Genomic DNA, 23,908 nt, shown 5'->3' on the forward strand with positions numbered 1-23,908 from the left:
CCGTCAGGGCTGGGTGACCGTCACATTCCACAGCACTGGCCCGATCAGGTCATGGTAACCGTGCACGTTTTTCTTAATAGCGACCGGCTCCGGCGTGGTTCGTCCAAGCACAATGACCGGCAGGTATTGCCACGTCAGCACGTTAAGCTTATCGACCAGCCCTCTGGCGTCTTTTAGCGAGTGTGCCTGCTTGATGCCATCCAGAACCGTATCGATTTCCGGGCTGTTGCTCAGGCCGGGAAATCTGGCGCGGGAATCCAGGAAAGGATACTGATGCAGAACCTGTCGCATTGAGAATTCCAGTGCGCAGAGGTCGAAGTTTTTCGGATCCTGACGGCGCTGCAATACGGTCGGCCAGTCGTAGACATCCAGACGAGATTTCACGCCGATTTGCTTGAGAACCTGCTGTGCAACAATCGCCAGGTTGTAAAGTTCGGCATATTCTTTAGTGGCGATAATCACCACCTCCTGACCGTTGTAGCCAGACTCTTTCACCAGTTTGCGGGCTTCTTCGAGGTTATGCTGATTCCAGTACGGTTTACCCGCTTCGCTGTACCAGTCCACCTGCTCCGGGAAACCTAACGACGGATCTTCGACAAAAAAGCGCGGATCGCTGTAGCCAGCCAGCAGGGTCTGATGCACGTCGAGCGCCAGATTAAAGGCCTGCCGCAGCTTAACGTTTGCAAACGGCCCCTGCTGCTTGTTAAACAAATATGTGATCAATGAACCGCCGCTTTCCGGCCGCGTCAGCGACAAATCCGGAAGATTGCTGAGTGCTTCAATATTGTCTTTTGGCAAATTGAAAACGATGTCGTATTCCCCGGTCATGGCACCCGCGAGGCGCGTTGACTCATCGGTGATATAACGGAACCAGATATCTTTGACGTCTGCTTTTTTCTCACCCGACAACCCGCTGGCCGGTTCTTTGCGTGAGACGTAATTGTCATTACGCGTCAGATGCAAATACTCGCCCTGCTTGAATTCCGCCAGTTTGTACGGCCCGGTGCCAACCAGTTCGGTGACCGGTTTTTTCGTGCTGTTCGCCTCGTCAATCAACCGTTCCGGCATGATAGCAGCGATATTTTTCACATCCGCCAGCACGTTAAGCGTGATCAGCGACGGCGCTGGCAGCGTCAGCTGCACCGTTTTATCGTCTATTTTGGTAAATTGCGCGCCGGGCAGATTGGCTTTACCTTGCGTGGAAACCGCCAGCCAGCGGTTCATCGAGGCCACCACATCGTCGGCCGTCAGCCGTTGCCCGTCATGGAAATGAATGCCATCACGTAAGACAAACGTGTAGGTTTTCCGGTCGTCGCTGAGGGTGTAAGACGCCACCAGTTCCGGTACCGGCTCAAACTTATCGTTAAGGGTAAACAGCTCTTCAAAGATGTTCCTGTCCACATCTGACGTTGCGTTATTGGTCGTCAGATAAGGGTCAAGTGTGCCAGGGCGGTTGCCGTAAGCAATGTTTAGCGTAGCGTTCCGGTTGACCGTTTCAGCCTGCGCGTTATCCCAGGGTAAAGCCGCCGCCAGCAACAGTGCGGCGGCAGAAAACATCATCTTCATTTTGTTGTAGCTCCGGTAAGATCAGGCGGCGTTTGAGCGATTTTTTTGCCCGGCAAATTCATCTTTAGCGTCCTGCAAAAGCGCAGGTTCGGTGAGCAGACGCAGCCCGGTGCGGGCCAGCACCAGCGCGCCGGTGATCAGTGCGTCATAACCCTGAACAGAGTTGGCGGCTTCGCGAAAAGCGACGGTGTGGCCGATAAGATCGTCAGGTCCGATTTTGATGTACGGGTGCGCAGTCGGTACGGCGTGGCTGATATCACCCGCATCCGTCGAGCCTTTGCCCTCTTTTTCGCTCAGATCAACGGTTTCACCGGCGGCCGTGAATTCTTCCAGCAGCACGCCATTGAGCACATGATTGATATTGAAATCCCGCGGCCCGACCTGATGCTCAATTTTGACCGTTGTGCCTGTCGCCAGCGCCACGCCATCGGCAATTGCGCGGATCCGTGGCTCAAGCGCCAGCACTTCTTCCCGCGTATCCGCGCGGATGTAATAGTGCGCTGAGGCGTATTCAGGAATAACGTTCGGTGCCTGCCCGCCGTTGGTAATTATGCCGTGAACGCGCACCCCGTCCGGCAGTTGCTGGCGCAAGACGCTGATACCGTTATAGAGCAACACCAGCGCATCCAGCGCATTAACGCCTTTATGCGGTGAGCTGCCGGCATGAGACGGCTTGCCATAAAAATGAAAATACAGATGATTATTTGCCAGTGACGGGCCGGAAAGCCGCGTTCTTCCGGACGGATGCACCATCAGCGCGACGTCCACATCATCCAGAAAACCGTGCTCGACAAAGCGCGCTTTTACGTTACCGTTCAGGCCGCCTTTGCCCTGCAATCCGCCTTCTTCAGCCGGCGTACCCAGCACCAACACTTTGCCGCCGGTTTCACTGAGCGTATCACTCAGCGCCACGGCGGCCGCAATGCTGCTCACGCCAATAATGTTGTGACCGCAGGCATGGCCGATATCGATCAGCGCGTCGTACTCCGCAAGATAGGCAATGGTCGGGCCGGGTTCACCGCTGTCTTTTACGGCGTAAAACGCGGTTTCATGCCCGGCAACGTTGGACGTCACGCTGAAGCCGTGTTTTTGCAGCAACGTCGTCAGCACGTCGTTGGCATAATATTCGTTATTCCCGGTTTCCGGATGCGCATGAATGTCCCTGGATATCGCAATATAGTCGTCACGGTGCTGATGAATACTCTGTTCCAGCCGGGCTTTTAATTCGCTATTGCTCATTGTTTTCACCTTTTATTGATGACAGTTAATTCATTTCAGAGGGTGTTCAGATGACGTTTCGCCTCCTGGCGGACGCGATGTAAAACGTGATGTTTGATTTCGCTGTACTGCGGATGCTCTGCAAGGGTTTCGATATCGCGTTCACGGCCAAAGGGAGAGACAATTTCTTCGACGATCTTGCCCGGTTTAGCCGACATCACCAGAATGCGGTCGGCAAGAAACAGCGCTTCCTCTACGTCATGCGTGACAAACAACAGCGTGGTGTCGGTTTCCAGCCACGCTGAGCGCAGCAGTTCCTGCATCATCAGGCGGGTCTGGGCGTCGAGCGCGCCAAAGGGCTCGTCGAGTAACAAGACTTCCGGACCGGGTAACCACGCACGGGCCAGCGCCACACGTTGTTTCATCCCGCCGGATAACTGCCACGGCGCATGATGCTCAAAGCCTTGCAACCCGACGCGCGCCAGCCAGTCCATGGCTTCGGCGTTAACGTCCTCCTTGCGATGCCTGCTCAGACGCGGGCCAAACGTGACGTTATCAAGCACCGACAGCCACGGAAATAAATTCGGTTGCTGGAAGATCATGCCCCGCGCCGGGCCGGGTTTTTGTACAATCTTGCCGCCGCAAAGCACACGACCGGTATCGGGCTGAAGAAAGCCTGCGACCAGATTAAGGATGGTGGATTTGCCGCAACCCGACGGCCCGAGCAAAACGACAAATTCGCCCTTTTGCAACGTTAAGGAGATGTCTTCCAGCACGGTGAAGGCGTGCGGTTTTGCGGTAAACTGCAACGACACGTCTTCAAGCGCAATTTGTTCAGCCATTATTCTTTTCCCGCCCAGGGCACAAACAGGCGTTGCAGCCCCAGAAGTAATAAGTCCAGCAAATACCCAATGCCGCCGAGCAGCAAAATGCCCAGCATGACAATATCCGTACGTAAATATGAACTGGCGTTGATGACCATCCAGCCCAGTCCCGAACTGGCGGCGACCATTTCAGCGGCAATCAGCGACGTCCAGCCGATCCCGACCGACAACCTGATCGTCGTGAAAAGCTCCGGCAGCGCATCGGGCAGCACCACGCGCAGGAAAATCTGCCTGCGTGATGCCCCGAGCGTCTGCGCCACCCGAATGCGCGAACGCCCGATGCGCTCGACGGCGGCATTCGCGCCAACCACAACGCTCAGAAATGTGGCGATAAAAATGAGGAAGAACTTGGAGGCTTCGCCGATACCCAGCCAGACGACGGCCAGCGGGATCAGTGCAATCTTAGGCAGAGGACGCAGAAACTGAACGAACGGATTAAGTACCGCCGACAGCCCTTCCGATAATCCCATCAGCAGCCCCAGCGGAATGCCTAAAATAACCGCCACCGAAAAAGCACTCAGCGCCCGTGCCAGACTGACCGCGACGTGCTGCCATAACGGCACCTGACGGTAACCGTCGGCCAGCAACTCTTCGGTAGTCAGGCCGATGTCGGTCAGCGAAGGCAGCAGCAACGGATCCACCCACTGCCTTGTGGCGGCGATTTGCCAGAGGGCAAAGAAAATCCCGACCGATATCACGCTGATCGTGATGTGTTGCCCCATCTTCATTTTGCGGTGGCTGCCGCATCACGGATGTATTGGGAGTTGATGGCATTGTCCCAGCTGGCCGGAATATCACGCTTACGCAGTTCGCCAATGCCTGCGAGGAAATCCGAGGTTTTCGTCAGCGCTTTGCCGATACCGCTGTCGCTGGTTTGCGTGCCGTTCCCCAACCACGCCGCCGTGCCCTGCTCCGCCAGCGTCGGATATTCCAGCCCGCCCAGCGTGTTGGCCGCCGTGGTCACCGGCGCGCCCACTTCTTTGGCCACGATGGCCGCCGCATGCTCCGGATCGCGTTTAAACTCGTCCACTTTTTGCTGATGAACGCGCAGGAATGCGGTGACAACTTCCGGATATTGCTGCGCAAAGGCTTTACGCACCACGTAGTTGTTGTAAATCAGATAACCGTCTTTTTGCAGATCTTTGGTCGCAAAGACCTGATGACCGCCGGAAGACTCCAGCTCCTGAGCGAACGGTGCCCAGACATAACCCGCATCAATATCGCCGCGTTTCCACGCAGCGACCATTTCTGCGGGACGCAGTGGTAATAACGTAATTTTGCTGCGATCCAGTTTGTTGACGCTGATTGCCGCTTCCAGCGCATATTGCGCCGTAGAATTCGGCGGATAAGCCACGCGCTTACCTTCAATGTCTTTAATATTATGAATGCCGTCTTTACCAATCAGCCGTTCATAAGTCGCAATTACGCCGGAAACACCAATAATTTCCACCGGTAATTTACGCACAATACCGGCAGTCGCCGGGCTTGAACCGAAGTTGGCGATATCGATGGCGTTGCTGGCGAAATACGTCAGCGCATCCGCACCGGTAGCAAACTGGACCCATTTCACTTTGCTGTTTAATGCTTTGTCTAAAGAGCCGTCAGCTTTCGCCAGTAATAAAACCTGAGAACCGCCGCTGTAGGCGACCCGTACTTCTTCCGGTGCTGCAGCAAACGTCGCGTGCGTCCATAAGCTACCCGCTGCGAGTAATAAGCAGAGACTTTTTTTCATTCTAATTATCCTGTAAATAAATTAAGCAATTAGCGCCGACCCAGTATATTCAGACCGGGCCGGTTTATTTAGATGGATTATTGCTAAGTATTTATTCGTGGCAAGATTAGGCGGGCGTTTAAATAACGTTATTTATTATTCGCAAAAATAATATAGCGCTTTCAGGTTAACGCGCGAATTTCCGTGACCCGGCCACGCAGGCAATGACGCCGAGTGTGACGGCGAGCATCAGCGGGTTGACGGTTTCATGCAAAATCGTGGCAGATAACGCAAGCCCGAAGAATGGCTGGAGTAACTGCAATTGCCCGACAGCGGCGATCCCGCCAATCGCCAGGCCCTTGTACCAGAACATAAACCCGATGAGCATGCTGAAAAGCGACACGTAACCCAGCGCAATCCAGGCAGAAACGCTGACAGCGCTGAAGGATGCGGGCCGCAGAATGACGGAGGCAACGAGCATAAACGGCAGCGAAATGATCAGCGCCCAGCTGATCACCTGCCAGCCGCCTAAAACGCGGGTGAGTTTTGCGCCTTCGGCATAGCCCAGACCACAAACGGCCACCGCCGCGAGCATCAGTAAATCGCCGGTCAGCGAAACTGAAGCACATTGCGAGAGGGCGAATCCGACAACCAGCAGGCTGCCGATCACTGAAAAAATCCAGAATGCGGCACCCGGCCTTTCTCCGCCGCGGATCACGCCAAAAATCGCCGTCGTGAGCGGCAGCAGCCCGAGAAAAACGATGGAATGGGCCGACGTAACGTGTTCAAGCGCCATCGCCGTCAGCAGCGGAAAACCTGTCACAACGCCCAGTGAAACGATGATCAGCGGTAAAATCTGCGATGCTTTAGGGCATTTCTCGCGGGTTACGTACACCAGTATCACCGCGAAAAAACCCGCAACCGACGCGCGGGCAAAGGTGAGGAAGAACGGGTCCAACTGCATCACGGCGACACGCGTGGCGGGCAGCGAGCCGCTGAAAATTATCACGCCCAGTAAACCGTTCACCCAACCGGATAACGCGCCCGGTTCTGATTTAATCCCCCCTGTCTTATTCACTTTTGTTTTAGGTACCCCTGAATTAACCACGCAGACCTCACTGTAGGAATTTGAGCAATGAACGCGGCGATGGTAGTCTCCTCAATCCGGTACAATCAAATTATTGTCATGGATACAATTCATGAAAGCCCGATACAAATCCCTCGTCGATAACCTCGCGAAAGCCATCCGTTCCGGCACGCTCGCAGCAGGTACAAGGCTGCCGACGCACCGTTTTCTGGCGGCGGAAGAGCACATTTCGCTGGCGACCGCGACCCGCGTGTATACCGAACTGGAAGCGATGGGACTGGTCAGCGGCGAAACCGGACGCGGCACGTTTGTGCGTGATATTTCCCTGCCTGCGGGGCACGGCGTCGATCAGCATGTTATCGCGACCGACGTAACGGATCTGAACTTCAACTATCCTGCACTGCCCGGTCAGGGTGAATTGCTGCGCGAAGCGCTGCGCCAGATGGCCACCACGGGCGATATCGAATCCCATCTGCGCTACCAGCCGCACGCCGGCAGGCTGACCGACCGCGAGATTATTGCCCGTCATCTGGCCGGAAACGGCTTCACGCCGGAAGCTGAAAACGTGCTGATCGTCAATGGTGCGCAGCACGGCCTGACGGTTACGGTGATGGGGCTGCTCCGCCCCGGCGATGTGGTGGCGGTTGATGCGCTGACGTACCCCGGATTCAAGGCGCTGGCGGCACTGTATCACCTGGAACTTGTGGCTATTCCGTCTCATCCCGATGGGCCGGATCTTGACGCACTGCGCCAGCTTTGTGCCAGACGGCATGTGCGTGCGGTGTACACCATGCCCACGCTGCACAATCCCCTCGGCTGGGTTCTGGATCGCAATCAGCGCAAAACGCTGGCGGAGATTGCCCGAGTGCATGATTTGCTGATTATCGAAGACACCGCGTATGCCTATCTCGTGCAGCGCCCGCCGCCGCCGGTCGCGTTTTATGCACCGGAACGCACCGTTTATGTCACCGGTTTTTCAAAAAATGTCGCGACCGGATTACGCGTCGGTACGGTGATCTGCCCTGCACAGCACCGGCCCGCGATTGAACGGGCAATCCGATCGACAACCTGGAATACGCCGTCGCTGATGACCGCACTGGTGTGCGGCTGGATTGAAAACGGGACCGTGTCGCGGTTTGAAGCGCTGAAAAGGCGAGATGCGCGGCAGCGACAGGGTGTGGCGAAGGAGTGTCTGGGCACGCTGACGTGCATCACACATCCGGTTTCGTACTTTCTCTGGCTACCGCTGGCGGAAGATGTCAGAGCCGAACGGGTGGTCAGTGCGTTAATGGACAGCAATATTTCTGTTTCGTCCGCCGCACCTTTTTGCACGTCGGTCAATGTGCCGCAAGCGCTGCGGCTCGCGCTCGGTTCAGTTTCCATCGAAGTCCTGCGCACCACGTTACACAAGGTTCGGGAAACCATTGAGTTCGAGCAATACCGGTGATCACAGGCATAAAAAAACCCGCTTGCGCGGGCATTTAAACTGTATTCCTAACCTACCCGTGAACGACTTTTTTCGCGTCCAGCGCTTTATGAATTGCGGCTTCGAGTTCGTTGATTTCGAATTTCGCCACATACCCGTCGGCACCGACTTTGCGGACGTGATCTTCATTGGCGCTGCCCGAGAGTGAGGAGTGAATAATCACCGGGATATTCTTCAGGAATTCGTCACGTTTGATATTGAGCGTCAGCGTGAAACCATCCATTTCCGGCATTTCCAGATCCGTCAGCACGAAGGAGATCTTGTCTGAAATTGGTACGCCAGCGGCTTTGCATTCTTCGGCCATTTTGCGGATTTTATTCCAGGCTTCCAGACCGGTTACGTGCATCTGCGCCGGGATTTCCATCATGTTCAGACCTTTTTCCAGCATCTGGCGCGCGACTTTGGAGTCTTCCGCAACAATCGCCACCGTGCCCGGTTTCATCTTGAACGAGCTGGTTTTCTTCTTGTCCATGTCGATATTGTTGTTCGGGATAATGTCGTGCAGGATTTGCTCGACGTCCAGCACCAGCGCCAGACGGTTGCTGGATTTATCGTTATCCAGACGCGCAATGCTGGTGATGTTACGGCTCTTCACACCGGATTCTGCCGCCAGCACCTGGCTCCATTCCAGACGAACAATGTCGTCCACTGATTCCACCGCAAACGCCTGCGTGCTGCGGGCATATTCGGTGACCAGCAAAATATTCAGCCCGGTTTTCGGCACGCAGCCGACGACCGCAGGCAGGTCTATCACCGGAATAATTTCACCGCGAATATTGGTCATCCCCATCATCGGCGATGACATTCCCGCCGCCTTGGTCAGCGTCGGCATAGGGACAATTTCACGCAGCTTGAAAACGTTGATGCCAAATAATTCTGACTGCTCTTCATCAGGCGATGAGCCCAGACGGAACAACAGTAATTCAAACCGGTTTGATGAAGTGAGATTTGTTCTTTCATCAATTTCTTTCTGAAAATTATCCATACTTTCCCCATGCCTTCGTTATTAGTTTTCGTGTGCGTTTGCCGTGCGCGTCATTCGGAAAAACAGGAAATTAATTTTCTTTTTTTCTCAGAGGGACGGCTTATTTATCGGCCCGGACGGGGAAATTCTTTAGTGCAGAGAAGAAATTGAGCAGGAGAAAGATATCCGGCACCCGGGAGATGCCGGAAAAAGCGGTTAACCGGCGATTTTCACCAGCGTTCTGCCCTGAATTTTATTATCGAGGAAATCCGCCGCCACGGCCGGAGCCTGTTCAAGCGTAATTTCAGTCGCCGCCTGCTCGTAGAAACTCTGCGGCAGGATTTTCAGCAGACGTTCCCAGACGGCAGTACGGCGGTCAGCGGGCACGGAAACAGAATCGACGCCCTGCAAACGCACGTTGCGCAGAATAAACGGCATTACGGTCGTCGGCAGACCAAAACCGCCCGCCAGCCCGCAGGCCGCCACGCAACCCCCGTAGTTAGTTTGCGCCAGCACTTTGGCCAGCACTTTGTCGCCGACGGTATCCACCGCGCCCGCCCAGATTTGTTTTTCCAGCGGACGGGTTTCGGCGAAATCATCGCGGGAGAGAATTTCGCTGGCACCCAGTTTACGCAGGTAATCGTGCGTGGACTCGCGGCCGGTTACAGCGGCAACGGTATAGCCGAGCGTATGCAACAAAGCGACAGCCGTACTGCCCACGCCACCGCTGGCACCGGTCACGACGACGGTTCCGCTTTCCGGTTTAACGCCCGCCTCCTCCAGCGCCATCACGCACAACATGGCGGTGAAACCTGCCGTGCCGATGATCATCGCATTACGCGCCGCCAGCCCCTCCGGCAAAGCCACCAGCCAGTCGCCTTTCACGCAAGCCTGTTCTGCCAGACCGCCCCAGTGTGTTTCGCCCACGCCCCAGCCGGTGAGAATGACCGGCTGGCCAGCAGTAAAGCGGGCGTCATTGCTGCGGCTGACGCGGCCGGAAAAATCGATCCCCGGCACCATCGGAAACTGACGGACGATTTTGCCTTTGCCGGTGATCGCCAGCGCGTCTTTGTAATTCAGACCGGACCAGCTGATATCCACCAGCACATCGCCTTCCGCCATTTCCGGCAGTGTGATCTCTTTAACTTCGGCCAGTGTGGCTTTGTCTTGCTGTTCCAGAACCAGTGCTTTCATTTTTTTCCCTTAATTATTCAGGAGTTCGAAGAGTTGTCGTTAGAAATGCGATGACTAACGTAATGATTGCAGGTGCTATTTTTGAATTTCTTATTGAATGTTTTTCTGAAAATATGCCCAAAACTGATTCAGGGGTTCGGCTGAACGGAACAGTTTGGCGCGCATCACTGCCCCTTCCCAGCCCGACCAGAAGATCTCCGCCAGTTGCGCAGGAGGCGTGCCGGAGTTTATGCCGCCCGCCCGCTGTGCTTCTTCCAGACAACGCGCCACGCGGCTTTCCCATTCCTGCAAAATCGCTTTCAGCTTTTCCGGGAAATCATCGGGAAGCAGGGGGGATTCCTGTAATAAATTGCCGACCAGGCAGCCCCGTTTAAATTCAAATCTCGCCATACTCTGACCAGCGTGATCGACAAATGCGCCGATGCGTTGCAGCGGCGCCAATGCGTCATTGAGTAAAAACTTGTCAAGCTTATGGGCGAAGAACGCACCGTAGGACGTTAGCACTGCCATGCCGAAATCCTGTTTGCTGGCGAAATAGTGATAAAACGATCCTTTGGGTACAGAGATGTTTTTAATCACCGCATCGATACCCGCCGACAGATAGCCCATCTCCGTGATCACTTCCAGCCCTGAGCGGATCAGCGCGTCACGCGTATCCGCAAACTCGCGTTCAGTTTTCGGCGGACGGCCACGGCGGGGCTTTTTAGCCGCTACGGGCGGGGCTTCGGGCGGGATTGTCAGTGCATCACTCATAATTTAGACCGATCGTTTTTTAATTGCCAAAAGCCTACCCCCAATTCTCTGCGCAGGCAACCCCGTCATTCCCTGAACAGCAAAAAGCCCGCCGCGGCTGAACCGGGCGGGCTGTTTTTAAAGATCAGTATGTTGTAACTATTTAGCGCTCACAGCCTCACGAACAGTTTCCGGCGTGCTGTAGCGATTGGTTTTGAACGGAATATCCAGCCGCTCGCGCAGCGTATGCGCCTCGGAAGGATGCCAGTAACCGCGCGCCGCCAGCACCGGCAGCACCAGACGGGTGATGTCGTCGAGCGCTTCGGTCAGCACCGGTCCGCTGATGATAAACCCGCTCGCACCGCCCTCCTCCACCCAGCGGATCAGGCGGTCGGCGACCTGTTCCGGCGTACCGAAAAACTCACCGCGCGGCAGCGTGGTCTGATACGCCACTTCACGCAATGTGAGGTTTTCCTCTTTCGCCTGTTTCTTGATGCTGTCGGTGGTGGAACGGAACGTATTCTGGCCTAAATCGCCCAGCTCAGGGAACGGGCCATCCGGCGGGTACTGGCTGAAATCGTGATGGTCAAAGAAGCGGCCGAGATACGCCAGCGCGTCGTCGAGGGAAAGCAGCGAAAGCAGGTACTGATATTTGGCTTCCGCTTCTGCTTCAGTTTTGCCGACAACCGGGCTGATGCCGGGGAAAATTCCCACCGGATGACGGCCATTTTTTGCTACCTGCGCCCGGAGTTTGGCGGAGTAATCCTGCGCCTCTTCCAGCGTGCGCGCATTGGTGAAGACTGCATCAGCAGATTTACCCGCCAGTGCGATACCCGCATCAGAAGCGCCCGCCTGGAAAATCACCGGCTGCCCCTGTGGCGAACGCTGGATATTCAGCGGGCCTTCGACCGAGAAAAATTGCCCCTGATGATTGAGTTTGTGCAGTTTGGCTGCATCGAAAAACACGCCGCTTTCGCGGTCACGCACAAACGCGCCGTCTTCCCACGAATCCCACAAACCCTGCACCACGTTGATGTACTCTTCCGCAATCTGGTAATGCAGCGCATGCTCGGGGTGATCTTTGCCAAAGTTTTTCGCCGAACCGGCCAGCGGCGACGTCACCACATTCCAGCCCGCACGGCCCTGGCTGATGTTGTCAATCGATGCCAGCTGGCGCGCCACTGTAAACGGATCGCTGTACGACGTTGAAATCGTCCCCGCCAGCCCGATGCTGTGGGTGGCGGACGCCAGTGCCGACAGCAGCGCAACCGGCTCAAAGCGGTTGAGGAAATGTGGCAGCGATTTTTCGTTGATGTGCAGACCGTCGGCCACAAACAGGAAATCAAAACCGGCGGCTTCAGCGCGCAACGCTAAATCGCGAAAATACGGAAAATTCACGCTGGCATCGGCAGGCGCTTTTTCGTGACGCCACGAATTCATATGCCCGCCTGCCCCGTGCAACATCAGACCGAGCTTGATACTTTTTGAATGGCTCATGAGATCTCCTTAAAGCTGGCCAGCCAGCAATTCGATGGACTTCAGACGCACGGCGGCATCTGTCAGTGGGGTATGAATGACAAATTCGTTAACGCACAGACGGCGCTGAATGTCGCGCAACTGTTCATGAATATCGGCGGGCGTGCCGTGCAGCACACTGATCTGCTGCTGTTCAATGCGGTATTGCGTCGCCCCAGCTTGCCGGACAAACGCTTCGGCCTGTTCGCGGGTGCCGACAGTCACATGTTTATCGCCAACGGTGACGCGGAAATTATGTTGCTCTGCCACCAGCGCGGCGGCTTGTTCCCGCGTTTCGGCGGCCAGCACCGCAAGGCTGACCAGCGCCTGCCCCTGTCCGGCAGAATATTCGTGGTACGCCAGCACCGATTCGGTCATCACTTCTGCTGACGTGTTGATGAAACCGGCAAAAACAAAATTCCAACCCAGCGAGGCCGCCAGGCGGGCGCTTTCTTTGCTCGCGCCCAGCAGGAAACGCTGCGGCGCAACCGGCGGCTGCGGCAATGCGCGGGCTTCGACACCGGCCAGATTGTCGTCGAGATGAGTCAGATAATGCGTCAGTTGCTGTAACTGCGCGGGGAAACCGGGTGCGGAATCTGCCGGAGCATGGCCCCGCAGCGCTTTGGTTGAAAGCGGTAAACCGCCGGGCGCTTTGCCGATGCCGATATCCACGCGATCGGGCGCCAGCGCTGAAAGCAGATGGAAATTCTCCGCGACTTTGTAGGGGCTGTAATGTTGCAGCATGACGCCGCCGGAGCCAATCCGCAGCGTCGAGGTCTGAGCCAGAAGCCAGGCAATCAGCACTTCCGGCGAGCTGCCTGCCAGCTTTTCAGTGTCGTGATGTTCAGAAACCCACAGGCGGTGATAACCGAGTTTTTCTGCCGTTTTCGCAAACGTCAGCGTGGCCTCCAGTGCCTGCTCCGCACGTTGTCCTTCATTTATCGGGCTTTGGTCTAATAAGCTCAGTCGGTAATTCACTCGGGGTATTCCTTTTATCCACAGATTTCAATTCATGAAAAGAATCAGTTCATGTTAAAAAGAGTTCCACGAAGTGAGGACAAAGCTAAATAATTAAATTGCGCATCGATAGCCATTATTTTGCTATGCGCCCTGAGAAGAAAAGTGCTTATAAAATATAGCCACAGAGTCTTTAGCGAAAAGGGGTTTCCTGTCTACGATGAAATGACTGCAACCACACCTTATAAAAGGCTACTTATAATGAGCATTTCACTTGCCAATGAAGAGCGCACCGGGACGCTGTCCGGTTCATCCTTATTAGAAAGCAAACTCATCGCCCATCGTCGTGAATTACATCAGAACCCTGAATTATCGAATCAGGAATTTGCGACCACGCAAAGAATTACCGGCTGGCTGAATGCGGCCGGAGTACGGATTTTGGATCTCGGGCTGAAAACCGGCGTCGTGGCTGAAATCGGCTCGCCGGATGGCCCGCTGGTGGCGCTGCGCGGTGATATTGACGCGCTGCCGATTGAAGAAGCGTCCGGCGTGCCTTTCAGCTCGCAACATCCCGGCGTGATGCACGCCTGCGGCCACGATTTTCACACGTCCGTTATTCTTGGCGCGGCGTATTTACTCAAAGCCCGCGAAGACCAGCTTCCGGGGCGCGTGCGTCTGTTTTTCCAGCCTGCGGAAGAACGGTTTGGCGGCGCATCGCAGCTGATTAAAGCCGGTGCACTGGAAAACGTTGACGTCATTTTCGGCCTGCACAATGCGCCTGAGCTGCCGGTCGGCACCTTTTCCACCAAAGGCGGCGCGTTCTATGCCAACGTTGACCGGTTCAGTATCACGATCACCGGCAAAGGCGCACACGCCGCGCATCCCGAGGAAGGCGTCGACAGTATTGTGACCGCCAGCCACATCATTTCGGCGCTGCAAACCGTGGTCAGCCGCAACGTCAGCGCGCAGGAAGCGGCGGTGGTCAGCGTCACGCGCATTGAAGGCGGCAATACCTGGAACGTGCTGCCGCAAACCGTTGAACTCGAAGGCACCGTACGCACACATAACGACGCTGTCCGCGAACAGATTCCGGAACGTATCCGTCAGGTAATTTCTGGCGTGGCCACGGCACTGGGTGCGAAAGCCGAACTGCACTGGTTTGGCGGGCCGCCGGCAGTGGTGAATACGCCACGCTGGGCGGATTTCAGCCTGGAAGCAGCGGCTGAATTTGGCTATAAAACGGAAGTCGCGACGGCGCAAATGGGCGGCGAAGATTTTGCTTTTTATCTGCATCACGTCCCCGGCGCGTTCGTCAGCATCGGTTCCGCCAGTGAATTTGGCTTGCATCATCCGCAATTTAATCCTGACGAATCCGCTATTTATCCGGCAGCCGCCTATTTCCAGCAACTGGCTGAGAAAGCACTGCGGGAATTAACCGAAAAATAGCCTTCTTTAATTTCATTCCTGTTGAAATGCCCGGTAATCCGGGCGTTTTGCGTGGCTATTTCAGGCAGGCCTTTATTTCCAATTTATCTCTTTCATTATTTAATTTTGTTGTTTTACATCCCTGTAACACTCGGGAATAGTGAAATTGTCGTCTCACTGTCATCACCACATACAATAAGAATGCAGGGTATAAAAATAATGATGAAACACAGCCTTAAATTAACCACCATCGCCGCTTTATTAAGTCTTTCTGCACTGGCACAGGCTGCACCGGGTATCGACCTGATTGCGAATGAAAAACCCATTAACGCGCCGAAAAGCCCGGAAGCTGTGGCAAAAATCCCGGCTAACTTTAAGTTTGTTGAACCCGGCACGCTGACCGTGGCGCTCGCCGTGCTGGGCAGCGCCCCGCCGTTTGGCCTGTATGCCCGCGATAATAAGACCGTGATCGGCAGTGAAGCGGATATCGCCCGTCTGGTCGCCGACGGTTTGGGCCTGAAACTGAAAGTGGTTCCGGCTTCCTGGGAAGACTGGCCGCTGGGCGTGACCTCCGGGAAATACGACGCCGCCATCTACAACATTACCGTCACGAAAGACCGCAAAACCAAGTTTGATTTCGCCACGTATCGCGAAGATACGCTGGGCTTTTACGTGAAATCCGACAGCAAAATCACCTCGATTCAATCCGCGCCGGACATCGCCGGGAAACGCATTATTGTCGGCTCCGGCACCAATCAGGAAGCCGTGTTGCTGGCGTGGGATAAAGAGAATCAGGCCAAAGGCCTACCGGCGCTGAAACCACAGTACGTCACTGATGACGCCGCCGCGACGCTGGCGATCCAATCTGGCCGCGCCGATGCGACCTTCGGGCCAAACGTCACCGGTGCCTACAAAGCGCTGTTAACCGGCAAAACCAAACTGGTCGGCACTGTGCCGGGCGGCTGGCCGAAAACCGCGAACATTGCCGTGACACTGAAAAAAGGCAACGGTCTGGTGGACGCGGTTCAGGCATCTCTTAACAGCGCCATTGCCAACGGCACCTATTTGCAGGTGCTTAACCGCTGGGGTGAAAGCGTTGAGAAAATCGACCACTCCGAAATTAATCCGCCAGGACTGGGCGACTGAGTAAAGAGGATTGCATCATGAGCGAAGACGTTTTTATCCAGACCGTGCCGGAAGACCCGCTGATTGCGCCGTTCATTCAGGGGCTGTTCGGTGAATACCGCGAGCGCTACGGTGAGTATTTCTCCAGCCAGCCGCCGGAAGATGACAGCGTATTTTCCAAACCGGACGGCACATTTATTGTGCTGCTGAGAGACGGAGCGCCCATTGCGATGGGCGCGTACAAACGCTACGACGAGAAAACGGCAGAGCTGAAACGCATCTGGACGCACCGCTCACTGCGGCGCCAGGGGCTGGCACAGAAGGTTTTACTCGAACTGGAACGCCGCGCCGCCGCTTACGGTTATCAGCAGGTTTTCCTCACTACCGGTTTCCGCCAGCCGGAAGCGGTCGGATTGTATTTGTCCCACGGTTATCAGCCCTTGTTTGACACGCGTCTCGACCCGGATGTCTATTCCCGCCCGCCGTACGACGGTCGTTTGCCGTTTACCAAGGCGCTGACCGCTGACGTCCCTGTTACCTGAAATTGCCAGAAGAAAGAGAACACCATGAGTGAAAACGCCCCGACTTCCGTGAATCATCCGCCGCTAAATGTGGTTCCTGCACGCTATCCGTGGCGGGTGGCTGGCGCGATATTTTCAGTTTTTATCCTGCTGGGCATCGTTGAGTCAATTGCGACCAACTCCCGCTGGGAATGGGGCGTTTTTCGCCAGTGGTTCTTTGACCCGGTCATCCTTTCCGGGCTGGGGAAAACGCTGCTGCTGACCTTACTGGGCACGCTTTTTGGCATTATTTTAGGGACGGCGCTGGCCCTCGCCCGCCTGTCAAAATCCTATCTGATGAATGCGCTGGCCTGGGGATATATCTGGTTGTTCCGATCCTTGCCACTGTTGCTGGTGTTGATCATCCTCTACAACTTTTCGTATCTCTACGACAGCCTGTCGCTCAGCATTCCGTTTACGTCCATTTCCTTTTTCAGCACGCCAACCGTGAATTTGCTGGATCAGTTCTCGGTCGCGGTTCTGGGGCTTTCGCTGGTGCAGTCGGCATATACCGCAGAAATCATCCGTGGCGGGATTTTAGGCGTCGAACACGGCCAGCACGAAGCCGCCGCCGCGCTCGGTTTACCGGCCTACCGCCGGACGTTCCGCATCATTTTGCCTCAGGCCCTGCGCTCGATTCTGCCGACCGGTTTTAACGAAGTGATCAGTCTGGCGAAAGGCACATCGATTGTTTACGTGCTTTCCATGCCGGAGCTGTTCTACACCGTACAGGTGATTTACAACCGCACGCAGCAGGTGATCCCGCTGCTGATGGTGGCGACCGTGTGGTATCTGCTGATTACCACCGTGCTGTCGGTGCTGCAATATTACGTCGAGCGTTACTTCTCGCGCGGCACCGTGCGCCAGGTTGCGCCTACGCCGTTGCAGCGTCTGCGCCAGTGGCGTATCGCCCGTTCATAATTCTGGAGAAATCTATGTCTGAAGCCTTTGATTTATTCGTAAAACCGCCTCATGACGCGTCCGTTGAACGGTTGTTTCCGCGCCAGCCACAGGCCGCCACCGTCGGGCGCATCGAGATCAATAACCTGAGCAAATACTATGGCGCGCATAAAGCGCTGGATAACGTCAGCCTGAGCATCGAACCCGGCACGGTAACGGTGATCCTTGGCCCGTCCGGCTCAGGGAAATCTACCCTGCTGCGCACCATCAATCATCTGGAACGCGTCGATGAGGGGTTTATCCAGATTGACGGCGATTACATCGGTTACCGCCGCAAAGGCGATACGCTGTACGAATTGAAAGAACGCGCAATCCTCAAACAACGCACCCACGTCGGGTATGTTTTCCAGAATTTCAATTTATTCCCGCACATGACGGTGCTGGATAACATCATCGAAGCGCCCGTCGTTCACGGCTTGCTGAACCGCAAACAAGCTATCGCCCGTGCTTATGAGTTGCTGGATACCGTCGGTTTACGCGAAAAAGCCCACGCCTGGCCGCGCCATCTTTCCGGCGGCCAGCAACAGCGTATCGCCATCGCACGCGCCTTAGCGCTCAATCCGAAAGTGATGTTGTTCGACGAACCCACCTCCGCGCTTGATCCGGAGCTGGTCGGCGAAGTGCTGGACGTCATTAAAAAACTGGCGCAGTCAGGTGTGACGCTGGTGGTGGTGACGCACGAAATCGGTTTTGCGCGGCAGGTCGCCGATCAGGTGGTGTTTATGGTGGATGGCGCCGTTGTCGAGAGCGGAAGTGCAGCGCAGGTGCTGGACAGGCCGGTGCATAAGCGGACAAAAGCCTTCCTGGAGAAGGTGCTTTAAGATTGGCAAATTTATTCACTTGCGGTGAGGGTCAGGACCTTGGGGTTACAGCCCAGACTGGCTACAAGGAGCGCCTTTCGCCGCGCCCCTTGAAAATCCCGGGCTTTTTTACTGCGAGCAAAAGCGCGCAGTAAAAAAGACGCGGAGATTCAAAAGAGGGCTCGCCATAGCCCTCTTTTGTCGGTTTAGGCACAGGGAGTTAAGTGTTCACAGTGATTGAGAAACCGAAACTTTCTCGGCCACTTGGGTGATTGAACACCCACCCGTTCTGCCTACTTCACACTCGCCATCGGCGGATCCATCGCCACTTTGCCTTTCACGGCTTTATTCTTCACTCTCCGCGACCACATCGCGGTCAGAATCGGCACCAGTATTGAGGTGACAATCACTGACGTGGCGACCAGCGCCGTGGCGGCCGGGGCGACGGGTTTGAACGCTGGCACCATTTCGGCAATCAGTACCGGCGTGGCCACCGCGGCACCGGCTGAACTGGAGGCAGCAATGCCTGCGGTACCGTCGCCACCGCCGATGAATTTATCGGCCAGTATCAGCGGAATGCCGGTCAGGATAATCACTGACACGCCCAGCATCACACCCAGCAAACCGGTTTGTGCGATAACGCTCAGGTTGATGGTGTTACCCAGTGCGAATGCGAAGAACGGGATCAGCGTCTGAACGGCTTTACTGAAGAATTCGCGTAATTCCGGGTCGAGGTTCCCCAGACCAAATCCAATCAGGAACGGCAGGACGGCGCCGACGAAAACATGCGGTTCAAACGAGGCAATTCCCGCCGTACCGAGGATGATCATGGTCATCAGCGGTCCGGATTCCAGAGACATCAGCACGAAGGCGCCGGCCTCTTCTTTTGTACCGTATTGCTGCATGACCGAGGCATATAGCCCGCCGTTGGTCATGTCCATGGACGCGACCAGCGCCAGAACGGATAGTCCGGCGAAGAAGCCAAACTCGACGCCGTTTTCCGGCATAAAGCGCGAAGCCACTGCCGCGACAATCCAGGCGACGGCAATTTTTGTGACAACCAGCGTGCCGGATTTACGCAGAACCGTCCCGGTGGCGCTCAGTTTGATGGATGCCCCCATGCAGAAAAACCAGACGGCCAGAATCGGCACCGTGCCGGTGATCAAACCGTTGGTGAAGGAGCCAAAATACTTACCGGAATCAGGCGCAAAGGTATGACACAAGGCACCGATGAAGAGAGGCACTAACATCATCCCGCCAGGGATTTTTTCTATCGCTCGTTTAATGTGCATTATTTTTCACCTGATTTAAAAGGAACGGACTTCCGAATGCCGCTACGTTATCCATTTCTCAGGGCTATAAAAGTGATGCAACTCATAAATTGAAACGTTGTTTCTATTTTATAGATCTGTAGTTTTAATAAATATTCCGTCAATATTTAATTTCGGAGAGAAATCACAATTCCGGATTTTTCTGCCGCACAAAAACAAAAAAAACCCGCAGCAGTTGCCTGTGCGGGTTTCTGAAATGCCGGGAATTTTTAACTTATGGACGTTGTGCCGAAAGCCTGCTGCCAATCAGCGTCAAACTTTTGCACCGCCGCCTGAACCGCTGGCGTACCGAGAAGTTGTTCAGCAACATCCACCGGTAATGTAATCGACTGGCAGCCCGCCAGCAGGCAATCCACCGCCTGACGCGGCGTTCTGAAACTGGCCGCCAGCACTTTTGAGTGCGGCGCGTGCAGACTCAGCAGCGTCTGTAATTCTCTGACCATCGCAATGCCGTCGCCGCCCTGCGCGTCCAGACGGTTCACGTAAGGCGCAACGTATTCAGCACCCGCCAGCGCGGATAAGAGCCCCTGACCTGCGCCGTAAACAGCCGTGCCGAGCGTTGGTATATTCATGCTTTTTAAGGCTTTAATCGCCGCCAGCCCCTCCGCCGTGACGGGGATTTTCACCACTAAACCGGGCACCCGCTGCGACAGTAGCAGGGCTTCGGCGATCATCTGTTCTGCATCCGCCGCCATCACCTGGGCAAACAATTTCCCGGTTCCGCCGAGGGCGTCACGCAGGGCAGGCAACACTTCCCAGAGGGATTTTCCTTCTTTCGCCACAATGCTCGGGTTCGTCGTGACCCCCTGCAACGGCAGAATGCGCGAAAGACGTTTCACCGCAATAACATCGGCAGTATCGAGATACAGCTCCATAACCTTCTCCTTAAACCTGTGAGCGAATGCAAAGTATCGGAGAGTGTACCTCTGCAAGCGGCGGGTTTATTGATCGTTATCAAAATGACTTTCGAATGAAAGTATTTAAATTACGAAAGAAGAAACTTAAGGGAGCGCCGCGATGATTTTTAATGTGCAACGTTATTCCACCCATGACGGGCCGGGGATCCGCACGGTTGTTTTTCTCAAGGGCTGCTCACTGAGTTGTACCTGGTGCCAGAACCCGGAAAGCCGTTCAGAAAAACCCGACGTATTGTTTGATTCGCGGCTGTGTACCGCCGGGTGTCAGCATTGTGCGCAGGCATTTCCCCGTGCAGTGACCGCAGAAAATGACGGGATCTGCCTGCGTCGCGAGGCATTCTCTGCGCAAGATTTATGTCAGATGGAACAGGTTTGCCCTTCCGGTGCGCTGAGCGTTTGCGGCGAAGACGCAGATATGGAAAGCCTGATGCAGCAAATCCTGCGCGATAAGCCGTTTTATCAGCGCACCGGCGGCGGCGTTACGCTTTCCGGCGGCGAGCCTTTTATGCAACCACAGACGACGCTGAATCTGCTGCAACGCTGTCACCACGCGGGTTTACATACGGCGGTGGAAAGCTGTCTGCACGTCCCCTGGAAATATATCGAGCCTTCTCTCTGCGCGCTGGATTTGCTGCTGGCCGACTTGAAGCACGTCGCCGACGCGCCGTTCAGACGCCTGACCGGTGGCTCAGCAAAACGGGTGATGGACAATTTTCGCCGTCTGGCGGCTGCCGGTCAGAAGCTGATTGTCCGCGTGCCGCTGATCCCTGATTTCAACGCCGACCGGGCGTCCATCCGCCAGATTGTGGATTTCGCTGCGGCGGAAACCGGTTGTGATGCCATCCACTTTTTGCCTTATCACACGCTGGGTATCAATAAATATGTCCTGCTCGGCGAACCCTATCTGGCCCCGCGCCAGCCATTAAATGACCCGGACCTGCTGACGTTTGCTGAAGAATACGCCGCCGAGAAAGGTCTTTGTGCACAGTTAAGAGGATAAAAATAATGACGACATTGAACCTGAATACCCTCTCCGCCCGCATTCGCGCCCATAAAGACGCGCTGATCCACATCGTAAAACCGCCGGTGTGTACCGAACGCGCACAGCACTACACGCAGGTTTATCAGCAACATGCGGATAAACCCCTGGCCGTCCGCCGCGCGCTGGCACTGGCAGAACATCTCAGGCAGCGGACTGTCTGGATCAAACATGACGAGCTGATCGTCGGGAATCAGGCCAGCGAAGTGCGTGCCGCGCCGATTTTCCCGGAATACACCGTCAGCTGGATTGAAAACGAAATTGATGCGCTGGCCGACCGGCCGGGAGCCGGTTTCGCGGTGAGTGAAAAGAATAAGAATGTTCTGCACGAAATTTGCCCGTGGTGGCGCGGGCAGACGGTGCAGGATCGCTGCTACGGCATGTTCACTGATGAGCAGAAAGCACTGCTCGACAGCGGCATCGTAAAAGCCGAAGGCAATATGACGTCCGGCGATGCCCATCTGGCGGTCAATTTCCCGCTCCTGCTCGGGCTGGGGCTGGACGGACTGCGCCATAAAGTCGATGAACGCCGCAGCCGCGTTAATCTGACCGACTGGGAAGATTTGCATAAAGAACAGTTGCTGAAAGCCATTGATATCACGCTGGCTGCCGTCAGCGATCATATCGTGCGCTTTGGCGATCTGGCGCAGGAAATGGCCGCCGCCGAGCCGCGCGAGAACCGTCGCGATGAGCTGCTGGCGATTGCCGCAAACTGTCACGCGATCGCCCATCAGCCACCTTCCAGCTTCTGGCAGGCGTTACAGTTGTGCTATTTCATCCAGCTGATTTTGCAGATCGAATCCAACGGGCATTCCGTTTCATTTGGCCGCATGGATCAGTATCTTTACCCGTTCTACCGCCGTGACGTCGAACTTGAGCAAACGCTGGATCGCGGTCACGCCATTGAGTTGCTGCAAAGCTGCTGGTTGAAACTGCTGGAAGTGAACAAAATCCGCTCCGGTACACACTCCAAAGCGTCGGCGGGCAGCCCGTTGTATCAGAACGTCACCATCGGCGGCCAGAAGCTGCATCTCGGCGTGGCGTCCGACGCGGTTAATCCGCTTTCCTACGCCATTCTTGAATCATGCGGTCAGCTGCGTTCCACCCAGCCAAACCTCAGCGTGCGTTATCACGCAGGCATGAGCAGCGATTTTCTGGATGCCTGCGTGCAGGTGATCCGCTGTGGTTTCGGGATGCCCGCGTTTAATAACGATGAAATTGTGATCCCTGAATTCATCAAACTCGGCGTCGAGAAAGAAGATGCCTACGATTACGCCGCCATCGGCTGCATCGAAACCGCCGTCGGCGGAAAATGGGGCTACCGCTGCACCGGCATGAGTTTCATCAACTTTGCCCGCGTTATGCTGGCTGCGCTCGAACAGGGGCAGGACGCCAAAAGCCATACGCAATTTCTGCCGCAGGAACGCGGGCTGTCTAAAGGCAACTTTGAAAACTTCGGACAGGTTTTCGCGCAGTGGGATGAGCAAATCCGCTATTACACGCGTAAATCGATTGAAATCGAATGTGTTGTCGATACCGTTCTGGAAGAAAATGCGCAGGATATTCTGTGTTCTGCGCTGGTCGATGACTGTATCGAGCGCGGCAAAACCATCAAACAAGGCGGCGCGAAATACGACTGGGTTTCCGGCTTGCAGGTCGGGATTGCCAATCTTGGCAACAGTCTGGCAGCGGTCAAAAAACTGGTCTTCGAACAGGGTTCCGTCGGGCAGCAGGAACTGGCGGATGCGCTGGCTTCCGACTACGCGGGGCTGGACGGCGAGCGTTTACGTCAGCGGCTGATCAACGGTGCGGAAAAGTACGGCAACGACCATGACGGCGTGGATAATCTTCTGGTACGCGCCTATCAGTGCTACATCGACGAGCTGTCGAATTATCACAACACGCGTTTCGGGCGCGGCCCGATTGGCGGAACGTACTACGCCGGAACCTCGTCGATTTCCGCTAACGTGCCGTTTGGCGCAGCGACCACAGCGACACCTGACGGACGTAAAGCGTTCACGCCGCTGGCCGAAGGCGCAAGCCCGGCTTCCGGTACAGACCATCTGGGGCCAACGGCGGTGTTTAATTCGCTGGGGAAATTACCGACGGAAGCGATCCTCGGCGGCGTACTGCTAAATCAGAAGCTCAATCCGGCATCGCTTGAAAATGAAACCGACCGCCAGACGCTGATGCTGATGTTGCGGACGTTCTTTGAGGAGCACAAAGGCTGGCACGTACAGTACAATATTGTGTCCCGCGAGACGTTGCTGAAAGCGCGCGAGGAACCGCAAAACTATCGGGATCTGGTGGTGCGTGTGGCCGGTTATTCGGCCTTCTTCACCGCTTTATCGCCGGAAGCGCAAGATGATATTATCGCGCGAACGGAACATACGTTGTAATCTTCGGGACAGAATTCACTTCAGCTGACGGGCAGCCT

Annotated in this window: 21 protein-coding genes; 8 read left to right on the top strand and 13 right to left on the bottom strand. The window is 55.5% G+C overall.

The window, feature by feature from the left end; translation table 11 throughout:
- Nucleotides 1-3 precede the first annotated feature (3 nt).
- The 6 genes from M2403_RS00245 to M2403_RS00270 form a co-directional block, all read right to left on the bottom strand.
- Nucleotides 4-1,566 carry an ABC transporter substrate-binding protein gene (locus tag M2403_RS00245; RefSeq protein ID WP_217152311.1) on the bottom strand — a complete coding sequence of 521 codons (1,563 nt, stop codon included), beginning with the start codon at nt 1,564-1,566 and terminating at the stop codon, nt 4-6.
- A 21-nt stretch (nt 1,567-1,587) separates the two neighbouring features.
- Nucleotides 1,588-2,805, bottom strand: a complete 1,218-nt coding sequence (locus M2403_RS00250; RefSeq protein WP_259228048.1) for a M20 family metallopeptidase — start codon at nt 2,803-2,805, stop codon at nt 1,588-1,590.
- A 35-nt stretch (nt 2,806-2,840) separates the two neighbouring features.
- Complete coding sequence (locus M2403_RS00255; RefSeq protein WP_217152312.1) at nt 2,841-3,626, bottom strand: ABC transporter ATP-binding protein; 786 nt, start codon at nt 3,624-3,626, stop codon at nt 2,841-2,843.
- The gene (locus M2403_RS00260) at nt 3,626-4,396 is read right to left on the bottom strand and encodes an ABC transporter permease (RefSeq protein ID WP_259228051.1); all 771 of its coding nucleotides are present in this window, start codon (nt 4,394-4,396) and stop codon (nt 3,626-3,628) included. Before M2403_RS00260 ends, M2403_RS00255 begins: the two co-directional genes overlap by 1 nt.
- On the bottom strand, nt 4,393-5,400 hold the full coding sequence (locus M2403_RS00265; RefSeq protein WP_152325968.1) for a glycine betaine ABC transporter substrate-binding protein: 1,008 nt from the start codon (nt 5,398-5,400) through the stop codon (nt 4,393-4,395). Before M2403_RS00265 ends, M2403_RS00260 begins: the two co-directional genes overlap by 4 nt.
- A 166-nt stretch (nt 5,401-5,566) precedes the next feature.
- The gene (locus M2403_RS00270) at nt 5,567-6,457 is read right to left on the bottom strand and encodes a DMT family transporter (RefSeq protein ID WP_259228053.1); all 891 of its coding nucleotides are present in this window, start codon (nt 6,455-6,457) and stop codon (nt 5,567-5,569) included.
- Between the two features lie 121 nt (nt 6,458-6,578).
- Here M2403_RS00270 and M2403_RS00275 point away from each other — a divergent pair, with 121 nt between their 5' ends.
- Nucleotides 6,579-7,913, top strand: coding sequence for a PLP-dependent aminotransferase family protein (locus M2403_RS00275; protein ID WP_259228056.1), 1,335 nt, complete (start codon nt 6,579-6,581; stop codon nt 7,911-7,913).
- A 52-nt stretch (nt 7,914-7,965) separates the two neighbouring features.
- Here M2403_RS00275 and M2403_RS00280 read toward each other — a convergent pair whose 3' ends face one another.
- The 5 genes from M2403_RS00280 to M2403_RS00300 form a co-directional block, all read right to left on the bottom strand.
- The gene (locus M2403_RS00280; RefSeq protein WP_208950448.1) at nt 7,966-8,937 is read right to left on the bottom strand and encodes a chemotaxis protein; all 972 of its coding nucleotides are present in this window, start codon (nt 8,935-8,937) and stop codon (nt 7,966-7,968) included.
- Nucleotides 8,938-9,132: 195 nt separating this feature from the next.
- Nucleotides 9,133-10,110, bottom strand: coding sequence for an oxidoreductase (locus tag M2403_RS00285; RefSeq protein WP_217152314.1), 978 nt, complete (start codon nt 10,108-10,110; stop codon nt 9,133-9,135).
- A 90-nt stretch (nt 10,111-10,200) separates the two neighbouring features.
- Nucleotides 10,201-10,863, bottom strand: a complete 663-nt coding sequence (locus M2403_RS00290) for a TetR/AcrR family transcriptional regulator (protein ID WP_259228059.1) — start codon at nt 10,861-10,863, stop codon at nt 10,201-10,203.
- A 138-nt stretch (nt 10,864-11,001) separates the two neighbouring features.
- The gene (locus M2403_RS00295; RefSeq protein ID WP_259228060.1) at nt 11,002-12,339 is read right to left on the bottom strand and encodes an LLM class flavin-dependent oxidoreductase; all 1,338 of its coding nucleotides are present in this window, start codon (nt 12,337-12,339) and stop codon (nt 11,002-11,004) included.
- Between the two features lie 9 nt (nt 12,340-12,348).
- Nucleotides 12,349-13,335 carry an MsnO8 family LLM class oxidoreductase gene (locus M2403_RS00300; RefSeq protein WP_218521139.1) on the bottom strand — a complete coding sequence of 329 codons (987 nt, stop codon included), beginning with the start codon at nt 13,333-13,335 and terminating at the stop codon, nt 12,349-12,351.
- 240 nt (nt 13,336-13,575) lie between these two features.
- Between M2403_RS00300 and M2403_RS00305 the strand changes: the two genes are divergently transcribed.
- From M2403_RS00305 to M2403_RS00325, 5 genes are all read left to right on the top strand, one after another.
- Nucleotides 13,576-14,760, top strand: a complete 1,185-nt coding sequence (locus M2403_RS00305) for a M20 peptidase aminoacylase family protein (RefSeq protein ID WP_259228064.1) — start codon at nt 13,576-13,578, stop codon at nt 14,758-14,760.
- A gap of 201 nt (nt 14,761-14,961) precedes the next feature.
- The gene (locus M2403_RS00310; RefSeq protein ID WP_195812951.1) at nt 14,962-15,885 is read left to right on the top strand and encodes an ABC transporter substrate-binding protein; all 924 of its coding nucleotides are present in this window, start codon (nt 14,962-14,964) and stop codon (nt 15,883-15,885) included.
- Between the two features lie 17 nt (nt 15,886-15,902).
- Complete coding sequence (locus M2403_RS00315; protein ID WP_208950451.1) at nt 15,903-16,406, top strand: GNAT family N-acetyltransferase; 504 nt, start codon at nt 15,903-15,905, stop codon at nt 16,404-16,406.
- A 24-nt stretch (nt 16,407-16,430) separates the two neighbouring features.
- Nucleotides 16,431-17,345 (top strand): amino acid ABC transporter permease, encoded by a 915-nt coding sequence (locus M2403_RS00320; protein WP_259228067.1) that lies wholly within the window; start codon nt 16,431-16,433, stop codon nt 17,343-17,345.
- A gap of 14 nt (nt 17,346-17,359) precedes the next feature.
- Nucleotides 17,360-18,205: an amino acid ABC transporter ATP-binding protein gene (locus tag M2403_RS00325; RefSeq protein WP_259228069.1), complete on the top strand. Its 846-nt coding sequence runs from the start codon at nt 17,360-17,362 to the stop codon at nt 18,203-18,205.
- 272 nt (nt 18,206-18,477) lie between these two features.
- Here M2403_RS00325 and kdgT read toward each other — a convergent pair whose 3' ends face one another.
- Nucleotides 18,478-19,476: a 2-keto-3-deoxygluconate transporter gene (gene kdgT, locus M2403_RS00330; protein WP_152325956.1), complete on the bottom strand. Its 999-nt coding sequence runs from the start codon at nt 19,474-19,476 to the stop codon at nt 18,478-18,480.
- Nucleotides 19,477-19,724: 248 nt separating this feature from the next.
- Nucleotides 19,725-20,390 carry a fructose-6-phosphate aldolase gene (gene fsa / locus M2403_RS00335; protein WP_165057160.1) on the bottom strand — a complete coding sequence of 222 codons (666 nt, stop codon included), beginning with the start codon at nt 20,388-20,390 and terminating at the stop codon, nt 19,725-19,727.
- Nucleotides 20,391-20,532: 142 nt separating this feature from the next.
- Here fsa and M2403_RS00340 point away from each other — a divergent pair, with 142 nt between their 5' ends.
- Both M2403_RS00340 and M2403_RS00345 read left to right on the top strand, forming a co-directional pair.
- A complete protein-coding gene (locus M2403_RS00340) occupies nt 20,533-21,432 on the top strand; it encodes a glycyl-radical enzyme activating protein (protein ID WP_259228074.1) in 900 nt (299 codons plus the stop codon).
- A 5-nt stretch (nt 21,433-21,437) separates the two neighbouring features.
- A complete protein-coding gene (locus tag M2403_RS00345; RefSeq protein WP_259228076.1) occupies nt 21,438-23,870 on the top strand; it encodes a formate C-acetyltransferase/glycerol dehydratase family glycyl radical enzyme in 2,433 nt (810 codons plus the stop codon).
- Nucleotides 23,871-23,908: the final 38 nt, after the last annotated feature.

The sequence above is a fragment of the Rahnella sp. BIGb0603 genome (assembly GCF_024808755.1).
In the GTDB taxonomy this organism is placed as follows: domain Bacteria; phylum Pseudomonadota; class Gammaproteobacteria; order Enterobacterales; family Enterobacteriaceae; genus Rahnella; species Rahnella contaminans.

What these genes read in the sequence shown, in the direction of transcription:
- M2403_RS00295 (WP_259228060.1), bottom strand. Translation starts at nt 12,339, where the DNA reads ATGAGCCATTCAAAAAGTATCAAGCTCGGTCTGATGTTGCACGGGGCA.
- M2403_RS00315 (WP_208950451.1), top strand. Translation starts at nt 15,903, where the DNA reads ATGAGCGAAGACGTTTTTATCCAGACCGTGCCGGAAGACCCGCTGATT.
- M2403_RS00250 (WP_259228048.1), bottom strand. Translation starts at nt 2,805, where the DNA reads ATGAGCAATAGCGAATTAAAAGCCCGGCTGGAACAGAGTATTCATCAG.
- M2403_RS00345 (WP_259228076.1), top strand. Translation starts at nt 21,438, where the DNA reads ATGACGACATTGAACCTGAATACCCTCTCCGCCCGCATTCGCGCCCAT.
- fsa (WP_165057160.1), bottom strand. Translation starts at nt 20,390, where the DNA reads ATGGAGCTGTATCTCGATACTGCCGATGTTATTGCGGTGAAACGTCTT.
- M2403_RS00290 (WP_259228059.1), bottom strand. Translation starts at nt 10,863, where the DNA reads ATGAGTGATGCACTGACAATCCCGCCCGAAGCCCCGCCCGTAGCGGCT.
- M2403_RS00260 (WP_259228051.1), bottom strand. Translation starts at nt 4,396, where the DNA reads ATGAAGATGGGGCAACACATCACGATCAGCGTGATATCGGTCGGGATT.
- M2403_RS00310 (WP_195812951.1), top strand. Translation starts at nt 14,962, where the DNA reads ATGAAACACAGCCTTAAATTAACCACCATCGCCGCTTTATTAAGTCTT.
- M2403_RS00280 (WP_208950448.1), bottom strand. Translation starts at nt 8,937, where the DNA reads ATGGATAATTTTCAGAAAGAAATTGATGAAAGAACAAATCTCACTTCA.
- M2403_RS00320 (WP_259228067.1), top strand. Translation starts at nt 16,431, where the DNA reads ATGAGTGAAAACGCCCCGACTTCCGTGAATCATCCGCCGCTAAATGTG.
- M2403_RS00275 (WP_259228056.1), top strand. Translation starts at nt 6,579, where the DNA reads ATGAAAGCCCGATACAAATCCCTCGTCGATAACCTCGCGAAAGCCATC.
- M2403_RS00285 (WP_217152314.1), bottom strand. Translation starts at nt 10,110, where the DNA reads ATGAAAGCACTGGTTCTGGAACAGCAAGACAAAGCCACACTGGCCGAA.
- M2403_RS00265 (WP_152325968.1), bottom strand. Translation starts at nt 5,400, where the DNA reads ATGAAAAAAAGTCTCTGCTTATTACTCGCAGCGGGTAGCTTATGGACG.
- M2403_RS00340 (WP_259228074.1), top strand. Translation starts at nt 20,533, where the DNA reads ATGATTTTTAATGTGCAACGTTATTCCACCCATGACGGGCCGGGGATC.
- M2403_RS00325 (WP_259228069.1), top strand. Translation starts at nt 17,360, where the DNA reads ATGTCTGAAGCCTTTGATTTATTCGTAAAACCGCCTCATGACGCGTCC.
- M2403_RS00255 (WP_217152312.1), bottom strand. Translation starts at nt 3,626, where the DNA reads ATGGCTGAACAAATTGCGCTTGAAGACGTGTCGTTGCAGTTTACCGCA.
- M2403_RS00245 (WP_217152311.1), bottom strand. Translation starts at nt 1,566, where the DNA reads ATGAAGATGATGTTTTCTGCCGCCGCACTGTTGCTGGCGGCGGCTTTA.
- M2403_RS00305 (WP_259228064.1), top strand. Translation starts at nt 13,576, where the DNA reads ATGAGCATTTCACTTGCCAATGAAGAGCGCACCGGGACGCTGTCCGGT.
- kdgT (WP_152325956.1), bottom strand. Translation starts at nt 19,476, where the DNA reads ATGCACATTAAACGAGCGATAGAAAAAATCCCTGGCGGGATGATGTTA.